Raw genomic sequence first — 17,823 nt, 5'->3', positions numbered from 1 at the left:
TGACATTTACATAAAATCATCTTAGTTTTCAATTGCTAAAGTTCGGCCAAATACCCGCCAAATCCCGCCAACTTCAGCCAAATAAATTCTTAAGAATTAATAATTTCATTTAACAAAGAAACAAATTTCAAACGTACGCTGACGACTCTTCTACAATCTAGCCCATAGGAAACATTCTCAAGGGCAAGATGATGAAGCGCGATTATCTCAAGCCGGCATCCGGACTGATGCTGGCCATGTTGTTGGCAGCATGCGGCGGCGGTGGCGGCGCCTCGCCGGAGTCCGCCGTCGTCAGCGGCGGCACGCAGTTGGCCAGCATTACGACGGCAACGGGGGCGGCCGCCCCCGCCGCGCCGGCGCAGGACCAGGCACCCGCACCGGCGCCGGTGCGGAGCGGCGGCGCCCCAGCCGCGCTGACGCCGGCGGCGGCGTCGCGCTTCCTGGCGCAAGCCACCTTCGGTCCGACCGCCGTCAGCATCAACGCCCTGGTCGCCAGCAATAAATCGGACTGGATCAATGCCCAGTTCGCGAAGCCGCAAGTACTGCACCGCAGCTACCTCGAGCAGATCGGCGCCACGCTGGCCGCCGGCGCCGTCGTCAGTCCCAGCCAGGTGTACGAGTCGTTCTGGAACCAGGCCGTGACCGGCGACGACCAGTTGCGCCAGCGCATGAAATTCGCGCTGTCGCAGATCTTCGTGATCTCGATGGTCGACGACCAGCTGGCCTCCTCGCCGGCCGGCGTGGCCAGCTATTACGACATGCTGGGCCAGTACGCCTTCGGCAATTACCGCGACCTGCTGCAAGCGGTCGCGCTGCATCCGATGATGGGCATCTACCTGAGCCATCTGCACAACCAGAAGGAATCCGGCAGCCGCGTGCCGGACGAGAACTTCGCCCGCGAGATCATGCAACTGATGAGCATCGGCCTGTACCAGCTGAACGCCGACGGCAGCCTCAAGCTGTCGAACGGCAAGCCCATCGAGACTTACACCCATGACGACGTGGTCGGCATGGCGCGCGTATTCACCGGCTGGAGCTGGGCCGGCCCGGACAAGAGCGTGCAGCGCTTCTTCGGCGGCACGCCTTACGCGGCGCGCACCTGGACCCCGATGCAGATGTACCCGGCGTACCATTCGAGCCTGCCCAAGAATTTCCTGGGTGTCAGCCTCGGCGGCGCCGGCTCGGGCGAGGCCGACCTGAAGGTCGCGCTCGACACGCTGTTCAACCATCCCAACGTCGGCCCCTTCATCGGCCGCCAGCTGATCCAGCGCCTGGTCAGCAGCAACCCCAGCCCGGCCTACGTCGCGCGGGTGGCCGCCGCCTTCGCCAACAACGGCGCCGGCGTGCGCGGCGACATGCGCGCCGTGATCCGCGCCGTGCTGCTCGACAGCGAGGCCGCCGATGCCAACACCGTCAAGAAGCTGCGCGAACCGGTGCTGCGCCTGGCCCACTGGATGCGTTCGTTCAACGCCAAGTCCAAGTCCGGCCGCTTCCTGATGGGCATCACGGATGACCCGATCACCAGCCTCGGACAAACCGTGCTGCGCTCGCCGTCGGTGTTCAACTTCTACCGGCCGTCCTACACCCCGTCCAATACCGCGCTGTCGACGGCGGGCATGGTGGCGCCGGAAATGCAGATCACCGGCGAACCCTCGGTCACCGGCTACCTGAACTACATGCAGCGGACGATCCAGTTCGGCACCGGCGGCGCCAGCGACGTCCAGGCCGACTACAGCGCCGAACTGGCGCTGACGACGCAGCCGGCGCAACTGGTCGACCGCGTCAGCCTGCTGCTGCTCGGCGGTGGCATGTCCACCACGCTGCGCAACCAGATCATCTCGGCGCTGAACGCCGTCAACGTGCCGTCGCCCAATGCCTACAACGCCATGACGATCGATACCGGCCGCAAGAATCGCGTCTACCTGGCGATCTACCTGACGATGGCCTCGCCCGAATACCTGGCGCAACGCTAGAAAGACAAGGACAGCTCATGCACAAGCACAATCAATCGCGCCGCGACTTCGTCGGCAAGATGTTCGCACTGGCCGGCGGCAGCGCCGTGCCGTTCACGCTGAACCTGGCCGCGATGGGCAACGCCGCCGCGCAGGACGCCAGCGACTACAAGGCCATCGTCTGCCTCTTCATGAACGGCGGCAACGACCACTTCAACACCGTGCTGGCCACCGACAGCACTTCTTGGAACGATTACCAGCGCATCCGCCGCACCACCGATGTGGGTTCGATCGCCCTGCCCGGCGTCGGCGCCACCGGCGGCGTGCTGCCGATCGTGCCCAACAGCCCGCAGGGCGGGCGCACCTTCGCGCTGCACCCGTCGCTGCGGCCGCTGAAGGATTTGTTTGACGCCGGCCGCCTCGGCGTGGTCGCCAATGTCGGCACGCTGATCCAGCCGGCCACGCTGGCGCAGTACAAGGCGCGCTCGGTGGCGCTGCCGCCGCGCCTGTTCTCGCACAACGACCAGCAGGCCGTCTGGCAGTCGTCGCAGGCCGAGACCTCGGTCTCCTCCGGCTGGGGCGGGCGCATGGGCGACCTGATGGCGTCGGCCAACGGCAATGCGACCTTCACCTGCGTCTCCAGCGCCGGCAATGCGCTGTTCCTCAGCGGCCGCCAGGTGCGCCAGTACCAGATCAGCGGCACCAATGCAGCGCCTGTCGCGCGCCTCAACGACACGCTGTTCGGCGTGCCGGCATCGGCCAATCCGCTGCGCCAGATCATCACCGGCGAGCAGTCCGATCCGTTCCAGAAAGAGCATGCGGCGGTGGTCGCGCGCGCCGTCAGCTCGCAGGCCGCGTTGAGCAGCGCCATGCTGCCGGCCGGCAGCGGCGTGCCCGATCCGGCGCCGTATGTGAACCCGAACACCGGCGTGGCCGCCGTCAATCCGCTGGCCGTCCAGCTGCAAACGGTGGCCCGCATCATCGGCGGCCGCAATGCGCTGGGCGTCAGGCGGCAAGTGTTTTATGTGAGCCTGGGCGGATTCGACACCCATGATTTCCAGCGCGCCAACCAGGCCGACCTGCTGGCCAAGCTGGCGCACGCGATGGCGTATTTCGACAGCGCGATGGCCAGCCTGCAAGGCGCCGACCTGCGCAAGCAGGTGACGCTGTTCACCGCCTCCGACTTCGGCCGCACCTTCGCCAGCAACGGCGACGGCACCGACCACGGCTGGGGCTCGCACCACTTCGTCATGGGCGGCGCCGTCAAGGGCAAGGATATCTATGGCAGCATGCCGGTGACCGGCCTGGGTCACGCGCTGGACATCGGCTCCGGCGCGCTGCTGCCGACCACCTCGGTCGACCAGTACGGCGCCACGCTGGCCAGCTGGTTCGGCCTGTCGCCGGCCCAGGTTGCCGACGTGTTCCCCAACATCGGCAACTTCAGCACCCGCAACCTGGGCTTCATGGCCTGAGGCCGGCAACGTGATAATCTTGCCGTTTTAAACTTTATGAAAGTTTGACGGCATGGCTATCACCCTGTTGAACCAAACGGCATATCCCGCCGCCTTCCAGATGCACAAGGGCGGACTGGTGCTTGCCGTCCTGCCCGCCATCGAGCCGGGCGCCGAACTTGTGGTGTCGGCGGAATCCGTCTCCTACGAGATCACCGCCGAGATCATATTGAATGGCAATCGCCTGACGTCGGCCCCGGTCGCCTTCGGGGCCGGCAACAACGTCCGCCTGCTGGCGCAGGTAACGCAGCAGCTGCCTGAACAGGCCTATGTCTTCAACGTGATCCCGGTCTACCCCAGCGAACTGGGACAGCTGCAGCTCGCCTCGACCTGCGGTTCGGACGTGCTGTTCCGCATCAGCAGCCAGGGCCATGTCATGCAGACGGTGCTGGTAAACGACCCGCTCGTGGTGGTGAACCTTGCCCTGGACGACATCTACAGCTTCACCGCGGTCATCGACGGCATCACCGTTGGCGCCCTGACCACCTCGAACGGCAACGCCAGCATCACCGCCGTGACCGGTAAATCCGGCCCCGACGGCGAGTTTTTCGAGCTGCAGCTTAGCTGATCAGGCGGCCACGCCGACGGTCAGCGTGACGGTGTAGCCGTCGGTGGCGTTGCCGGTCATGGTGCCCATCTGCAGCGAGTAGCCGTCGCTGAAGACGTTGTCGGTCGCCAGGCTGATCTGCGCCATGTTGCGCACGCTGGCGCTGTAGCCGGTGGTCGCATAGACCTCGTTGCAGGTGGCCACCGGGAAGGTGAACTGCGAGGTCTTGATGCGGTTCGAGGCGCTAGTGCTCTTGGCCAGCGTCGGATACACCTCGAAGTGGATATGCGGCACGCGGCCCGAATAGCAGCCGGGGAAGATCGACTGGAAGGTGGCGGTGCCGGTGCTGTCGGCCGCCTGCACGCCGCGCAGGTAGTTCTCGCCGGTGACGCCACTGGAGTACAGCGAATACAGTCCGTCCAGCGTGCAGTGCCACAGGTAGACCGCATAGCCTTCCAGCGTGGCGCAACTGCCGTTGGTGTTGACGATCTGCAGCTTGATGGTCAGCGGCACGCCGGTGGCGACGCCGGTGGAGCCGTTGAAGCTGCTGCGGATGTCGCTGCGCACCACGCCCGACTGGGTCAGCACGTTGACCACGCCGCCGCTGTTGCTGTTGGTGCCGTCGCCCGGATACGGGCCGCCGGTTTCTTCCGGGATCACCGAGCAGGTGCCAGTCGTCGTGGTCGGCGTGGTGGTGGTGGTCGTTGTGGTGGTGGTCGTCGTCGTGGTCGGCGTGGTGGTGGCCGTGGTCGCGGTGGTGGCCGTGGTGCTGGTGCTGTCGCTGCCGGAACCGCCACCGCAACCGAGTACCGGCAGCGCCGAGGCGCCGGCCAGCAGCCAGCGCAGCGTCTGGCGACGATCGCTGGCCAGGTTGAGCATGGCGGTCAGATCGGCTGCCAGGCTGTGTTCGTGCTTATCGTTATGGGATTCCATACCTACTCCTACTTGGGTGAGAAAACCGCCGCTCCGCACCGTGCGAGGCGGCTGTTGATGCTGCGCGCTACGTTAAACCGTGGTGTTGACCAGGTTGCCGCTGGTGCCGTTGCCGCCGACCTTGGTCGACAACGCTTGCAGGAAGGCGGCCAGCTTGGTGGCGGCGTCGGTGCTGCTGGTGCCGCTGCTGCTATCGGTGCCGTCCGTGCTGGTGCTGCTGGTTGCGCCCAGTTTGTCCAGCAGGTTGGCGAAGGCGCTTTCCAGGTCGCTGACGGCATCGCTGCTGTCGCTGCTGTCGGTACTGGTGGTCGAAGTGTCGCTCGAACCCGAGGTCAGCTTGGCGATCAGGCTCTGCAGATCCGCGTCCATCTTGCCCGGACCGCCGGGACCGCCCTGCTGCTCGCCGTACGGCGGCGGCGCGTCGGCGCTCTCGCTGTTTTGCGCATGCAGCGCGCCCATCAGGCTTTGCAGGAAGCTGCCCAGCGCGGCGGCGATGTCGGTCGCGTCGGTCGTATCGGTACCGTCGGTGCTGGTCGATGCGGTCGAGCTATCGGTGCCGCTGGTGCTGGTGTCGGTGATGCCGATCGACTTGAGCGCCTCGGCGATCGCGTCGGCAAAGCCGCCGCCGTCCGGCGGTGGCGGCGGGCGCACACCGTCGGTGCCGCCGGTGGAGCCGGACGAATTGGTGCTGCTCAGGCGGCTCAGGAAACTGAGCTGGCTGGCGGCGCTGGTGGAACTCAGGGCGCTGATGGACATACGGTTCTCCGCTTGTAAGTTAAAAGAATGTTACGGGGGACTGCACTGAAAAACTCATGGGCGCTGTGGGCGGCCAGGCTTGTCTTCGGCCTGCTGCTTGCGCTGTTCCGGGGTCAGCACGGCCAGCAGCTTCTGCCGGGTGCGCACGTGCTGCAAGGCGATGTTGGCGTTTGCCGTGGCGGCGGACTGGGCCAGCGCGGCGGCTTTGGCGTCGTCGTACTGGTCGGCCAAGGCCAGCGCGTGCAGCGCCGCGCTGGCCTTGGCGGCGGCCTTGGACTGCTCGCGCAGGTATGGCGCTTCGGCGTGCAGGATCGCGAAAATCTTGTCTTCCTGGGCTTCGGTCAATTCGACGCCGTGGAAAAATGGCGGCCGGCCGGGACCGAAGCCAGCGCCCGGACCGAAGCCGGGACCATGCTCGGGAACGCCACGCTCCGGACCGTCGGAACCGCGCCCCGGGCCGTCGTGCCCGTCTTCGCCCTGCATCATCGGCGGGCGACCGGCGCCCATGTCATCGGCACGCGCCACGCTGGTTACAGCAAACAGCGGGAGCGCCACTGCGGCAGCCAGCAAGATATTGTGTACGCTTGGTTTTAGTGTTTTCATGCAAACAATCCTTGGTTGGAAGAGAGTGATTATTCTCTGGCCTCCCCGTGTAAAGTGGCGTTAGGGCAACGTAAATCGACGTAAAGGTGATGTTTTGACAGCTAATTCCCGCACGGAAACGGGTTGTAAAACGGGGTAAAAGGCGGCGGAAAGCCGCATGGAGGCTGTTATGATGGGCGATCCAAATGTAAAAAAGACGCGCAGCAAATGAAGAGCAAAGTACTGCTGATAGACGACGACATCGAACTGGTGGGCATGTTCAAGGAATACCTGGAACAGGAAGGTTTCGATGTCAAGGCCGTGCACGACGGCGAAGCCGGCACCGCCGAAGCCTTTACCGGCATGTATTCCATCGCCATCCTCGACGTGATGATGCCGCGCATGAACGGGCTGGAAACGCTGCGCCGCATCCGCACCAACAGCCAGTTGCCGATCCTGATGCTGACCGGGCGCGGCGACGACACCGACCGCATCGTCGGCCTCGAACTGGGCGCCGACGACTACGTGGCCAAGCCATGCACGCCGCGCGAGCTGACCGCGCGCATCCGCGCCATCCTGCGCCGCGCGCAAAGCGCGCCGGTCGACAACGGCGCGCAAGCCACGCTGACCGTCGGCCAGCTGACCATGTGGCCGGAACAGCGCCGCGCGGCCTGGGGCGGCGCCAAGCTGGAACTGACCAGCACCGAATTCAACCTGCTCGAAGTACTGGCCCGCAACGCCGGCCGTCCGGTCAGCAAGAACACCCTGTCCGAGCAAGGGCTGGGCCGTCCGCTGGCGCGCTTCGACCGCAACATCGACGTCCACCTCAGCAGCCTGCGCCACAAGCTCGGCACCATCGCCGACGGCCGCTCCTGCCTGCAGACCGTGTACCGCCTGGGCTATCAGCTGATCAAGGAGTAAGCCCGTGGGTCGTCTGTTCTGGAAGTTTTTCCTGTCCATCCTGTGCGCGCAGCTGGCCGCGACCGTCGGCATCGGCGGCGCCATCTGGCTCAAGAACCGCAACCAGCTTTCCAATTCGCCGGTCAGCCTGGACACCAGCCCGCCGGCCGAAATGGCCATCAACGCCGCCGCCGCCACGCTGGAATATGGCGGCGTGCAGGCGCTGCGCCGCATGCTGGAAAACATGGAGCGCCATCGCGTCTACGCGGTCGACGAGCAGGAGCATGAACTGCTGGGCCGCCAGGTCACCCCTTCCGCGCTGCAGGAATCGCGCATCCGCCTGAAAGAGGACGGCAAGCGCCGCGTGGTGCGCCAGGTCTTGGCGCAGGACGGCAAGCGCTACCTGCTGTTCCTGCCGTCGGGCGAACGCATGCGCGGCCTCGATGGCGAGACCCGGCCATTGCTGGCCACGTTGGGCAGCGGCGCGGCGCTGGCGATGAAGGCCGCATCGGTGCTGCCGGACGGCCGTGACGAGCGTCGCGGCCCGAACCAGGACAACCGTCCACCGGGCGGCGACAGAATGATGGCCGGCGAACCAGGCCCGCCGCCGGACGCCGCGCGCGGCCCCGGTCCTGGCCCCGGTCCTGACGGCGCGCTCGGCCCTGGCCCCGGCCCCGACGGTCCGGGCATGCAGGGCGAGCGCCGCGACGGCGACCAGCGCGGCCAATGGGGCCCGCGCATCCAGCCGCTCGGCCCCTGGGTGCCGCTCGCGGCCGCTACCGCGGCCAGCCTGCTGTTCGCGGTCTTGCTGGCATGGTATTTCTCGCGCCCGATCCGCGCGCTGCGGCAAGCCTTCGACGCCGCCGCCAACGGCGACCTGGCGCCGCGCTTTGCCACCGCCTCCGGCAAGAGCGGCACCGAGCTCAACGACCTCGGCCGCGACTTCGACCGCATGACGGCGCGCCTGCGCAACCTGATCGATGGCCAGACGCGGCTGCTGCACGATGTCTCGCACGAACTGCGCTCGCCGCTGGCGCGGCTGCAGGCCGCCATCGGCCTGGCCCACCAGCAGCCGGAGAAATGGAGCGCATCGATGGAACGCATTGAGCGCGAAAGCGTGCGCATGGATAAGCTGGTCGGCGAGCTGCTGACGCTGGCGCGCCTGGAAGCCGGCGCCATCAAGGCCAGCCAGGAAGAAATCAGCATGGCCGAACTGCTCGACCAGATCGCCGACGATGCCCGCTACGAGGCGGCCAGCCAGCAACGCACGGTGATGCAGGAAGGCGAGGCCGACGTGCTGGTCACCGGCCAGGCCGACCTGCTCGGCCGCGCCATCGAGAATGTGGTGCGCAACGCCATCAAGCACAGCCCCGAGGGCGGCGAGGTCCAGCTGCAACTGCGCACCCAGCCGGATGCGCGCCAGCTGTACATCCGCGTGCTGGATCGCGGCCCGGGCGTGTCGCAGGCCGACCTGGAAACCATCTTCCAGCCCTTCTTCCGCTCCAGCAACGCCAGCACCGAAGGCCACGGCCTCGGACTGGCGATCGCCCAGCATGTCATCCAGGCCCACGGCGGAAGTATAAAAGCCACCAACCGTGCGGGTGGTGGCTTGTGTGTGGAGATGATATTGCCGGTTAAGCGGTAGTATCGATCACGCTGCCGACGGTGGCGTAGCGCGACTTTTCGCTGTCCGTCGCGGTGGCGCTGGCGCTGGACGACGATTGCTCCTGTTTCGCCGCCGCGGCGGCCTGGGCCTGCTGCGCGGCCTTCTGCGCGGCCGCCGCCTGCAGCTGGGCGATCTGCGCCTCGATCGCCTGCACCTGCGACTGCAGCAATTCCGCCTTCTGCTTGCCGGCGTCGGAGGTGTCCTTGGTGGCCTCCGTCAATTCCTTTTGCACCGTCTGCAGCTGCTTCTGCAACGCCGCGATGGCGCTGCCGCTATCCGAACCGCCGCTGCTGCCGGCCGCCGCCGTACTCGATCCCACTGCTGTCACCATGCTTCGCTCCCATTAATTTGTTCATTAATGACTATATCGGCAAAACAAAAGCGGGCCATAGCCCGCTTGGTGTAAAGACAGGTAAAGACCCGTTTAAGCCTTCGGCAAGGTCACGCCGTGCTGGCCCTGGTATTTGCCGTTGCGGTCCTTGTACGAGACGTCGCACACTTCGTCGCTTTCGAAGAACAGCACCTGCGCGCAGCCTTCGCCGGCGTAGATCTTGGCCGGCAGCGGCGTGGTGTTGGAGAACTCCAGCGTCACGTAGCCTTCCCATTCCGGCTCGAACGGCGTCACGTTGACGATGATGCCGCAGCGCGCGTAGGTCGATTTGCCCAGGCAGACCGTCAGCACGCTGCGCGGAATGCGGAAGTATTCCATGGTGCGGGCCAGCGCGAAGGAGTTCGGCGGGATGATGCAGACATCGCTTTTGACATCGACGAAGGAGTTCGAATCGAAGTTCTTCGGATCGACGATGGTGCTGTTGATGTTGGTGAAAATCTTGAACTCGTCGGCGCAGCGAATGTCGTAGCCGTAGGACGAAGTACCGTAGGAGATGACCTTGCGGTCGCCTTCCATGCGCACCTGGTCAGGGTAGAACGGCTCGATCATTCCGTGCTGCTCCGCCATACGGCGTATCCATTTATCGCTTTTAATCGTCATCGCAAGGCATTCCTAAATTACAGAGACAGGCGCGGCTGCGCCGAATGCACGAGATTTTACGCTAAAGCCTCGCTTTTCAGAACCTTTTTGAGCGATTCCGCCCCCAGCAGGCCGGCGATCATTTGCTTGGTGGCATCGGCGGCGGCGGCCGGCGTCTCCATCGGGAACAGATGGCCGCCGGGGATGATGCGGAAATGCCCGCCCACCAGCGCCTGCGTGTGGCCCAGGCCCGATTGGCTGGTCTCCCACGAATCGACGCCGCCGATGAAACCGATCGGCACCGGGAACTGCCCGCGCACCAGCTTCGGCAGGTGATGCGGCAGGCTGGCGTAGACCTTGGTTTCCTGCTCGCGGGTGAAGCGCAGCTGCACGCCTTCCGGGTGCGGTTTCAGGCCGCTGTCCATGTAATCGGCCAGCACGCCGGGCGCCCAGGCCGCGAACAGGTCCTTGCCGGCGAAATGCTCGTAGGCCGATTGCGCCGATGGCCACACATTGCGGCGGCGGATGGAGAATTTAGCCGGAGGAACGTGGTTGGCGCGGCCGCTCAATTTGATCAGCCGCCAGGCCAGCGCGCGCCAGCCGGCGACCACCGGCGCATCCAGCATCACCACGCAGCGCACCAGGTCCGGCCGCGCGTGCGCCACCATCAGGCTCAGCATGCCGCCCAGCGAATGGCCGACCAGGATCACCGGCTCGGTGTAGCGCGTGGTCAGCTCGTTGATGTATTCCTCGACCAGGTGCGGCCAGCAATCGGTGACCGGATAGCGCGGATTGTGCGCATGCATGTCGAGCGCCTGGATATCGAAATCGTCGGCCAGCAGCGCAAAGAACTGGCGGTACACGCCCGCCGGGTAGCTGTTGGCGTGGGCAAAATGCAGCTTGGGCTTGCTCACAAGCGGTCTCCGTATGGTTATTGTCGACCAATTGTAATGTGTGTTCCCTTCATTGGCTGGTGGAAAGGCTCTAATTTAGCGGCGCTCCAGCATCGCTTGCGGGCCTCCCAGCTTATCCACATAGCAGCTTTTTTCAGGCGTGAGGCCGTGCGCGAGGCAATCGTAGTACGCGGCCAATCGCGGAATGCTGGCCGCGCCATTTGTCTCATAAAAATCAAGGAGGATCAAATCCGCCACCGCGTAATTCGCCCCGTTCGATTCCTCACTGAGAATATCCCAGTTGAAATTATCAATGTCTACCAACTCCACCGGCGTAAGGCGGCTGCCCGACGCCTGCAGTTTGCGCTTGAGTTCCGCTCTCCATTGTTTAATGCTGTCAGCCTCGCCATTGCCTCCGGCCAGGAAAGTGAACAGGCCGGCCATGCCCTCCGCCAGCCATGGCCTGGCCCGTTCGGAATTGCCGCCCGACAGATCGTATTGCAAGGAATGCGTCATTTCATGCCAGACCCGCCGCTGCAGTTCGACCTGGTCGTAGGGCGGAATCGCCTTGATCATCAAGGTATCCGCGTCCAGGTATGCCAGCCCGTTAGTCCAGCGCGCCTGTTGATCCGGGTATTGAATGACATAACCCTTGGCGTGCGACTCGTAATCGGAAACACTATTGCTGAGTTTTATCTTGATCGGGTGCTTGCGTGTAACGCCCAGCTCTTGCAGCGCAAGCGTATAACTGGTGACCGCGCTCCGCACCAAAGAAGTAAAACGCTCGGTGTTATTTTCTTGCGTGGAAGGTATTACGGACTCACCGGCGGACGCGGTATTCAACGACAAACACAATAACATTATTGCAATAGAACCCAATGCCGAACATTTCATCACATATCCTAAAATGCAAAAATAACATGAGGCAACTTTTGCATAGGGTATTGAGTATGTCAATCTAACAACTGAAGAAAAACAATTAATTACAATACAACGCAATACGTTACTTTCTATTGCGCCTGCCAGTATCGGCGGCGCTCCTGGCGATATGCGCTAATCCGCAGATCCGCGCCGAAGTCCAGCGTCACCGCGCCCGCCTGGTCGGTGCGCAGGCGCTGGATGTGCAGCTCTCCGTAGCGCTCGTAAATCTCTTTTTTGGGATGCTGATATCGATTCCGGTATCCCACCTGGAACACCGCCGCCTGGGGACGTACCGCCAGCAGGAAGGCCGGCGTCGAGCTGGTGCCGCTGCCGTGATGGGGCGCCAGCAATACCTCCGCTTGCAGGCGGCCGGCATCGCGCTCCAGCAGTTGCGCCTCCTGCGCGGCTTCGATATCGCCGGCCAGCAGCATGGACTTGCCGTTGGCGGTGATCTTCAGCGTGCAGGTGCGGGCGTTGGGCTTGAGCGTGGTGTCGGCATAGCTGGCCGGCAGCGGGTGCAGCATCTCGAAGCGCACGCCGTCCCAGGTCCAGCCCTGCCCTGCCGCGCACTGCACATGCTGGCGCGCGGCCTGCGCGATGGCGTGGCGCGGCGACAGCGACGACAGCACCCAGCCGACGTCCACCCCATCCAGCACCGCCAGCGCGCCGCCCGCGTGATCGATATCGCTGTGCGAGATCACCACGCCATCCAGCGCCGCGATACCGCGCGCCCGCAGGTACGGCAGGATGATGCGGTTGCCGGCATTGGACTCGGGGCCGTAGGACGGGCCGGCGTCGTACAGCAGCCGGTGGCCGCTGGTCTCGATCAGCAGCGCCATGCCCTGCCCCACGTCGAAGGCGGTGACGTTCATGCGGCCCGGCTCGGGATGCGACGGCTCGGCGGCCAGCAGCGGCACCCAGGTCGCCAGGCCCAGCCAGCGCACCGGCCAGCCGCGCGGCGCCAGCAGCCAGATGGTGCCGAACATGGCCCAGCAGAACAGCCAGAACGGCGGCACCGGCGCGCTCCAGATGGCGTAACGCATGCCGCTGAACCATTGCAGGCAGGCCGCCAGCCACGCGACCAGCAGATGCGCGAGGCCGAGCACCGGCGCCGCCAGCGGCGCTGGCAGCATGCTGCCGATCAGCGCGAGCGGCGTGACGACAAGGCTGATCAAGGGAATCGCGACGGCGTTGGCCAGCGGACTGACCACCGAGACCTGGCCGAACAGCAGCATCGTCAACGGCACCAGGCCCATTGTCACGGCGTACTGCGTATGCGCGCCGGCGCGCAGCGCCAGGCCGAACTGCTGCCGGCGCGAAGGCGCGGCGGCCTGCGTGCCGGCATGGGGCGCGGACTGCGGGCCGGAATCGCGATAGGGTTGCCGCGCCGCGCGCAACGTGACGCGGCCCACCGTCGCATAAAGGATGATGGCGACCGCGCCGAACGAGAGCCAGAACCCCGGCCACAGCACCGCCCACGGATCGATCACCACCACCACGCCCAGCGCCGTGCACAACACGTGCGAGACGCTGGCGATCCGGTTCAGCCACAGCGCGGCCGCGACCACCATCAGCATGTACAAGGTGCGCTGCGCCGGCACGCCGAAGCCGGCCAGCAGCACATAGAACAGCGCCGTCGCCGCACCGGCCAGCGCCGCGACCTTTTGCGCCGGCAGCAGCAAGGGCAGCTGCGCGCGCGTAAAGAACGAATGGCGCCACAGCGTAAAAGCCGCCAGCGCGAACAGCCCCGCCACCATCGTAATATGCAAGCCACTGATGCTGACCAGATGACCAATTCCCGTGCGGTTGAAGACCTTCCAGTCGGATTGATCGATGCCGCGCTGGTCGCCGACGACCAGTGCGACGATCACGCCCGCATACGGCTTATCCGGCAGCGCGGCGAAGATGCGCGCGCGCAGCACCGCGCGGCTGTGCTCAATGACGTTGCCGGCGCTGAGGACAAAGCTGTCAAGCCGGCGGTTGTCCCGCGCCGGCCGCACATAGCCGGTCGCGCGCAGGCCCTGCTCCAGCAGCCACGCTTCATAATCGAAGCCATAAGGGTTCGCGTTGCCGTGCGGCCGCTGCAAGCGAACGGTCAGCTGCCAGCGCTCGCCGGGCTGCACGTCCCCCACCTCGGTCACCTGGTCGCGAAAGCCGGAATACCACGACACCGCGATACGTGGCGGTACCGCACCCTGCGCGCCCAGCACCTGCTCCACCGCGAGATTGAACCGCACACCCTGCGCAAACCGGTAAGGGAGATTGTCGATGGTGCCGATGACGGTGAAGTCGCGCCCCTCGTCGGCGACGGCCAGTTGCGGCGCCAGCGCGCCATGCGCAAGCCAAGCCGCCCAGAAAAAGCCGACAGCACAGCCGGTCGGCAGCGCCGCCCAGGCACGCAAGCCGGCCGGCATCCGCGACAACAGAATGAGCCAGACCGGCAGGACGCCGGCGGCAACGGCGATCAGCGAGGCAGCCGGCAGCGACGCCTGCATCTGCAAGCACGCCGCGCCCGCGGCAAAGCCGATAATCGCCATCCGCATAGCATCGCCTCCCATCCGGCGATACTACGCAAACAACAACGGCGGCAGGCTTGCGCGCCGCCGCCGTTTGATACAGCTCAGATCAGACTACAGTTTCCAGCGCAGCGACAGGCCGATGACGCGGTCGTAGCGGCGGATGTCGCGCGGATTGGATGGGATGCCGTGGTAGTCGTTGTACGTGCGGTCGGTCAAGTTTTCCACATCCAGCGTGATGCCCACGTTGTCGCTGATCTTGTACGAGATCGACGCATCGGCGGTCTTGATCGGGTCGACGATCAGGTCGAAGCCCAGGCCGCGATAGTTGTACGTATCGACAAAGCTCGAACGGTAGTTGTAGGCCAGGCGGCCTGACCACGGGCCGCGCTCATACAGGGCGACGAGGTTGACGGCGTTCTTCGACATGTTGACGAACGGGGTCTCGACGCCGCCATCCTCCAGGTGGCCCTGCATGTAGGTGTAGTTCGCCTCCAGGCCGAAGCCGTTCAGCCAGCCCGGCAGCCAGTCATAGAACTGACGGTACGACAGCTCGACGCCTTTCAGTTCGCCGCCGTTGAGGTTGCGCGGACGGTCGATCAGGTAGCGGATGCCGTTCACGGTTTCAAAGGTCGAGCGGCGGATCACGTAGTTCTTGAAGTCGTGCTTGAACAGCGTCGCGGTGACGCTGCCGGTCGGCGCGAAGTACCATTCGGCCGCGACGTCGGCGTTGGTGCCTTCGATCGGCTTCAGGTCCGGATTGCCGCCGGTCGCGGTCGGATCGACGGTGCCGCCGCCGCCGGCGTTGTAGGTGGTGCCGGGGTTGAAGTCGGCGAACGCCGGACGCTGGATCGCCTTGCCGGCGTTGAAGCGCAGAATGACATCTGGCGTCAGCAGCGCTTTCAGCGTCAGGTTGGGCAAGGCGTCGGTGCTCGAGGTTTTCTGGTTGACCGCCACCGGGGTCAGCACGCCGTTGGTGTAGATGCCGTTGAAACCGTTCACGTTCAATTCGGTGCGGACCACGCGCACGCCGGCCGTGCCTTCGACCGGAACGTCGGCGAGATGGAAGCCGAACTTGGTCTTGCCGTAGATCGCCGAGGTGTCTTCCTCGTTCTTGTACAGCGAGTATGGGTCCGCCGGCTGGCGGCCCGCCGTGCGGCCATACAGCACGCGCAGCTTGTCCATGTTCGCATGCAGGTAGCTTGCGCATGGCGTCAGCCATTGCGCCAGGCCGTAGTCATTCGCCATTTCCATCGAAGGACAGGCCAGGCCGGCCATCGAGCCTACGCTCGGCAGGCCGCCGGCCGGCGGCGAGATCAGGCCGTTGCTCTCGTGCTGGTAGGAAGCCTTGCGCTTGGCCAGGCGCGCGCCGAACGAGACCTCGCGGAAGAAGCCGTCGGTGCCCGGATTGTAGGTGGCGTCGGCGCGCCAGTCGTTCGACTGGCCGTGCGAGCTGCTCCAGTTGTCGAAGAAGGTATGCATGCGGTAGTTCGCCGGATCCATCATGTTGTAACCCGGATAGGTGAAGTAGCCGCCGCCGTTGCGGTAGGTCTCGCCGCTGACGGTCGGTGGCGACGCCAGCATGTCCATGATCGGGAAATCCTGCTTCCACTTGCTGTTGGTGCGGGCGAATTCGGTGGTGACGGTCCAGTCGTCGCTGAGCTTCCAGCGCGCGCCGAGCGCGCCCTGGTGGGCCTCGGAATCGTCGTTCGGCGCCTGCGTCGACGACAGCGTGAACGGATTCGAATTCGGGCTGGTGACTGTGGCGACCTGGTTGGTGCCGGGGATCAGCGTGTACTGCGAATTCGGACCCCAGCCCTGGCTGGAGACGAAGAACTGGCGCTGCGCGTCGTGATCGATGCGGGTCGACCAGCCTTCGGCGAACATCTCGAACTGGCGGTCCGGACGCCACTGGAGCGCCCAGTTGGCGGCGGTGCGCTCGCGTTTACCCTGGTACAGCACGTGCCCGAGGTCGAACGGGCCGGTCACCGGCGAGCTGGCGCCAAGCACTTTCTCCGGCGGCGAGTTGAAGGTCACCTCGTCGTGGTAGTTGCCCTTCTGGTAGGACAGGCCGACCAGCGCGCCGACCTCGCCGATGCCGGTGGTCCAGCGGTTGCTGACGGTGCCCGAGACCTGCGGATCGTTGGTCTTGGACTTGTCGCGGTTCTCGACGCGGCCGGCGATGTTGGCGCTGAAGCCCTTGTTGTCGAACGGACGCGCGGTGCGCACGTCGATCACGCCGGCGGTGCCGCCTTCGACCATTTCCGCGCCCTGCGTCTTGTAGACGTCCACCCGCTGCAGCATGGTGGTCGGGATGTCGGCCAGGTACAGGCTGCGGTTGTTCGAGGTGTACACCTCGCGACCGTTCAGCAGCGTCACCAGGCCGGACAAGCCGCGGATCACGACCGAGCTGGCTTCGCCGAATTCACGGCGGATCTGCACGCCGGACACGCGGCCCAGGATCTCGGCCACGTTCTTGTCGGGGAACTTGCCGGCTTCCTCGGCGACGATCGAGTCGATCACCTCGTCGGAATTTTTCTTGATGGCCTGCGCGCTCTGGGCGGCGCGGCGCACGCCGCTCACCAGCACCGAGGTGACCGGCGCGGCGGCCTGCTCCTTGTCGGCGGCCGATTGCGCGTCCTGCGCCCACACGGAGGCGGTGCTGACCAGGCCAGCGCCGAGCAGCACGGCGGTCGAGAGTTTAAGGGTGAATGGGCGTGCGGAATGGGCCGCGATGCGGCCGCCGGTTTGGATGTTCATATGTCTCCCGTTGTGGTTTTTTTTGTGCAGTTTTAGTACTGCTGAAAATCATCTTATGGAGATCACAACAAACGATCCAATCGTTTTTTTTCGTTGCTTGATACTGTTTTGCGTATCACCCGGCGGGAACGAGCATGCGGGGAATCGCCGCTTTGGCGTTGGCGCTGGTGGCCGCCGCAACCGCCTCCACGGGCATGCCGCGCAGTTCGGCGAGCACCTGGCCGATACGGGGGATCTGGTCCGGACTGTTGCGGCCGGGGTGTATCCAGCTCGGTGAAATGTCCGGTGCGTCGGTTTCCAGCACGATGGATTCGAGCGGAAGTTCAGCCGCCATGCGGCGTATTTGCAACGCCCGGGTGAAAGTCATGGCGCCGCCGAAGCCCAGCTTGAAGCCAAGTTCGATATAGCCCTGCGCCTGCTGGAAGCTGCCGTTGAAGGCGTGGGCGATACCGCCGGCGGGACGGATCTGGCGCGCGTGCTTGAGCACCACGTCCTGCGAGCGGCGCACGTGCATCAGCACCGGCAGCTCGAAGTCGCGGGCGATCTTGAGCTGCTCGCGGAAGAAGAAGATCTGCTTCTCGCGCATGGCCGGCTCGGTCAGCATCGGGATGAAGAAGTCCAGGCCGATCTCGCCGAGTGCGACAAACCGCGGGTCGGCCAGCGCGACAGCGACCTGCTCGCGCAGCACGCGCAGGTCATCCTCCGCCGCATGCGGCACGTAGATCGGATGGATGCCCAGCGCGTAGCAGGCGTTGTCCACGCTGGCGGCCAGCTGCGCCACCACCGGGAAGTTGGCCGTCTCCACCGCCGGGATCACGATCATGCCGACACCCTGCGCCCTCGCCTGCAGCGCCTGCGCGGCCGACTCGCCGCCGAATTCGTGGGCGTCGAGGTGGCAGTGGGTGTCGATCCACAT

15 protein-coding genes are annotated in these 17,823 nt (G+C 65.1%); 5 read left to right on the top strand and 10 right to left on the bottom strand.

Features of this window, described 5'->3' with window-relative positions; all coding sequences use genetic code 11:
* Positions 1 to 188 precede the first annotated feature (188 nt).
* From ACEN9F_RS00900 to ACEN9F_RS00890, 3 genes are read left to right on the top strand one after another with little or no spacing between them, the layout of a single operon-like run.
* Positions 189 to 1,973, top strand: a complete 1,785-nt coding sequence (locus tag ACEN9F_RS00900; protein WP_413416891.1) for a DUF1800 domain-containing protein — start codon at positions 189 to 191, stop codon at positions 1,971 to 1,973.
* 17 nt (positions 1,974 to 1,990) lie between these two features.
* Positions 1,991 to 3,424 carry a DUF1501 domain-containing protein gene (locus tag ACEN9F_RS00895; RefSeq protein WP_413416890.1) on the top strand — a complete coding sequence of 478 codons (1,434 nt, stop codon included), beginning with the start codon at positions 1,991 to 1,993 and terminating at the stop codon, positions 3,422 to 3,424.
* A 52-nt stretch (positions 3,425 to 3,476) separates the two neighbouring features.
* Complete coding sequence (locus ACEN9F_RS00890) at positions 3,477 to 4,031, top strand: hypothetical protein (RefSeq protein ID WP_413416889.1); 555 nt, start codon at positions 3,477 to 3,479, stop codon at positions 4,029 to 4,031.
* On the opposite strand, the gene ACEN9F_RS00885 is transcribed toward ACEN9F_RS00890, so the two are convergent.
* The 3 genes from ACEN9F_RS00885 to ACEN9F_RS00875 all read right to left on the bottom strand — a co-directional run bounded on the left by ACEN9F_RS00885 (position 4,032) and on the right by ACEN9F_RS00875 (position 6,302).
* The gene (locus ACEN9F_RS00885) at positions 4,032 to 4,943 is read right to left on the bottom strand and encodes an intradiol ring-cleavage dioxygenase (RefSeq protein ID WP_413416887.1); all 912 of its coding nucleotides are present in this window, start codon (positions 4,941 to 4,943) and stop codon (positions 4,032 to 4,034) included.
* A 72-nt stretch (positions 4,944 to 5,015) separates the two neighbouring features.
* Positions 5,016 to 5,699, bottom strand: a complete 684-nt coding sequence (locus tag ACEN9F_RS00880; protein ID WP_413416885.1) for a hypothetical protein — start codon at positions 5,697 to 5,699, stop codon at positions 5,016 to 5,018.
* Positions 5,700 to 5,753: 54 nt separating this feature from the next.
* A complete protein-coding gene (locus ACEN9F_RS00875) occupies positions 5,754 to 6,302 on the bottom strand; it encodes a periplasmic heavy metal sensor (RefSeq protein WP_413416883.1) in 549 nt (182 codons plus the stop codon).
* 207 nt (positions 6,303 to 6,509) lie between these two features.
* On the opposite strand from ACEN9F_RS00875, the gene ACEN9F_RS00870 reads away from it, so the two are divergent.
* A complete protein-coding gene (locus ACEN9F_RS00870) occupies positions 6,510 to 7,202 on the top strand; it encodes a response regulator (RefSeq protein ID WP_413416881.1) in 693 nt (230 codons plus the stop codon).
* Between the two features lie 4 nt (positions 7,203 to 7,206).
* A complete protein-coding gene (locus ACEN9F_RS00865) occupies positions 7,207 to 8,826 on the top strand; it encodes an ATP-binding protein (protein ID WP_413416879.1) in 1,620 nt (539 codons plus the stop codon).
* Here ACEN9F_RS00865 and ACEN9F_RS00860 read toward each other — a convergent pair.
* The 7 genes from ACEN9F_RS00860 to ACEN9F_RS00830 all read right to left on the bottom strand — a co-directional run bounded on the left by ACEN9F_RS00860 (position 8,816) and on the right by ACEN9F_RS00830 (position 17,823).
* A complete protein-coding gene (locus ACEN9F_RS00860) occupies positions 8,816 to 9,178 on the bottom strand; it encodes a FlxA-like family protein (protein ID WP_413416877.1) in 363 nt (120 codons plus the stop codon). The two genes, ACEN9F_RS00865 and ACEN9F_RS00860, sit on opposite strands and share 11 nt — an antisense overlap.
* A 93-nt stretch (positions 9,179 to 9,271) precedes the next feature.
* A complete protein-coding gene (gene dcd / locus ACEN9F_RS00855; protein ID WP_413416875.1) occupies positions 9,272 to 9,838 on the bottom strand; it encodes a dCTP deaminase in 567 nt (188 codons plus the stop codon).
* Between the two features lie 56 nt (positions 9,839 to 9,894).
* Entirely contained in the window at positions 9,895 to 10,731 is an 837-nt protein-coding gene (locus ACEN9F_RS00850; protein WP_413416873.1) for an alpha/beta hydrolase, read from the bottom strand.
* Positions 10,732 to 10,806: 75 nt separating this feature from the next.
* Entirely contained in the window at positions 10,807 to 11,604 is a 798-nt protein-coding gene (locus tag ACEN9F_RS00845; protein WP_413416871.1) for a hypothetical protein, read from the bottom strand.
* A 116-nt stretch (positions 11,605 to 11,720) separates the two neighbouring features.
* On the bottom strand, positions 11,721 to 14,174 hold the full coding sequence (locus ACEN9F_RS00840; RefSeq protein WP_413416869.1) for a DNA internalization-related competence protein ComEC/Rec2: 2,454 nt from the start codon (positions 14,172 to 14,174) through the stop codon (positions 11,721 to 11,723).
* 87 nt (positions 14,175 to 14,261) lie between these two features.
* Positions 14,262 to 16,907: a TonB-dependent receptor gene (locus ACEN9F_RS00835; RefSeq protein WP_413416867.1), complete on the bottom strand. Its 2,646-nt coding sequence runs from the start codon at positions 16,905 to 16,907 to the stop codon at positions 14,262 to 14,264.
* A gap of 115 nt (positions 16,908 to 17,022) precedes the next feature.
* A complete protein-coding gene (locus ACEN9F_RS00830; RefSeq protein ID WP_413416865.1) occupies positions 17,023 to 17,823 on the bottom strand; it encodes a TatD family hydrolase in 801 nt (266 codons plus the stop codon).

The sequence above is a fragment of the Duganella sp. CT11-25 genome, assembly GCF_047302815.1.
In the GTDB taxonomy this organism is placed as follows: domain Bacteria; phylum Pseudomonadota; class Gammaproteobacteria; order Burkholderiales; family Burkholderiaceae_D; genus Rugamonas.
This window is presented reverse-complemented; position numbering and strand designations above follow the sequence as displayed.

Excerpts from the sequence above, each read along its gene's own strand:
- ACEN9F_RS00860 (WP_413416877.1), bottom strand. The coding sequence starts at position 9,178 with ATGGTGACAGCAGTGGGATCGAGTACGGCGGCGGCCGGCAGCAGCGGC.
- ACEN9F_RS00845 (WP_413416871.1), bottom strand. The coding sequence starts at position 11,604 with ATGAAATGTTCGGCATTGGGTTCTATTGCAATAATGTTATTGTGTTTG.
- ACEN9F_RS00890 (WP_413416889.1), top strand. The coding sequence starts at position 3,477 with ATGGCTATCACCCTGTTGAACCAAACGGCATATCCCGCCGCCTTCCAG.
- ACEN9F_RS00835 (WP_413416867.1), bottom strand. The coding sequence starts at position 16,907 with ATGAACATCCAAACCGGCGGCCGCATCGCGGCCCATTCCGCACGCCCA.
- dcd (WP_413416875.1), bottom strand. The coding sequence starts at position 9,838 with ATGACGATTAAAAGCGATAAATGGATACGCCGTATGGCGGAGCAGCAC.
- ACEN9F_RS00830 (WP_413416865.1), bottom strand. The coding sequence starts at position 17,823 with ATGTGGATCGACACCCACTGCCACCTCGACGCCCACGAATTCGGCGGC.
- ACEN9F_RS00885 (WP_413416887.1), bottom strand. The coding sequence starts at position 4,943 with ATGGAATCCCATAACGATAAGCACGAACACAGCCTGGCAGCCGATCTG.
- ACEN9F_RS00895 (WP_413416890.1), top strand. The coding sequence starts at position 1,991 with ATGCACAAGCACAATCAATCGCGCCGCGACTTCGTCGGCAAGATGTTC.
- ACEN9F_RS00875 (WP_413416883.1), bottom strand. The coding sequence starts at position 6,302 with ATGAAAACACTAAAACCAAGCGTACACAATATCTTGCTGGCTGCCGCA.
- ACEN9F_RS00900 (WP_413416891.1), top strand. The coding sequence starts at position 189 with ATGATGAAGCGCGATTATCTCAAGCCGGCATCCGGACTGATGCTGGCC.
- ACEN9F_RS00870 (WP_413416881.1), top strand. The coding sequence starts at position 6,510 with ATGAAGAGCAAAGTACTGCTGATAGACGACGACATCGAACTGGTGGGC.
- ACEN9F_RS00840 (WP_413416869.1), bottom strand. The coding sequence starts at position 14,174 with ATGCGGATGGCGATTATCGGCTTTGCCGCGGGCGCGGCGTGCTTGCAG.
- ACEN9F_RS00880 (WP_413416885.1), bottom strand. The coding sequence starts at position 5,699 with ATGTCCATCAGCGCCCTGAGTTCCACCAGCGCCGCCAGCCAGCTCAGT.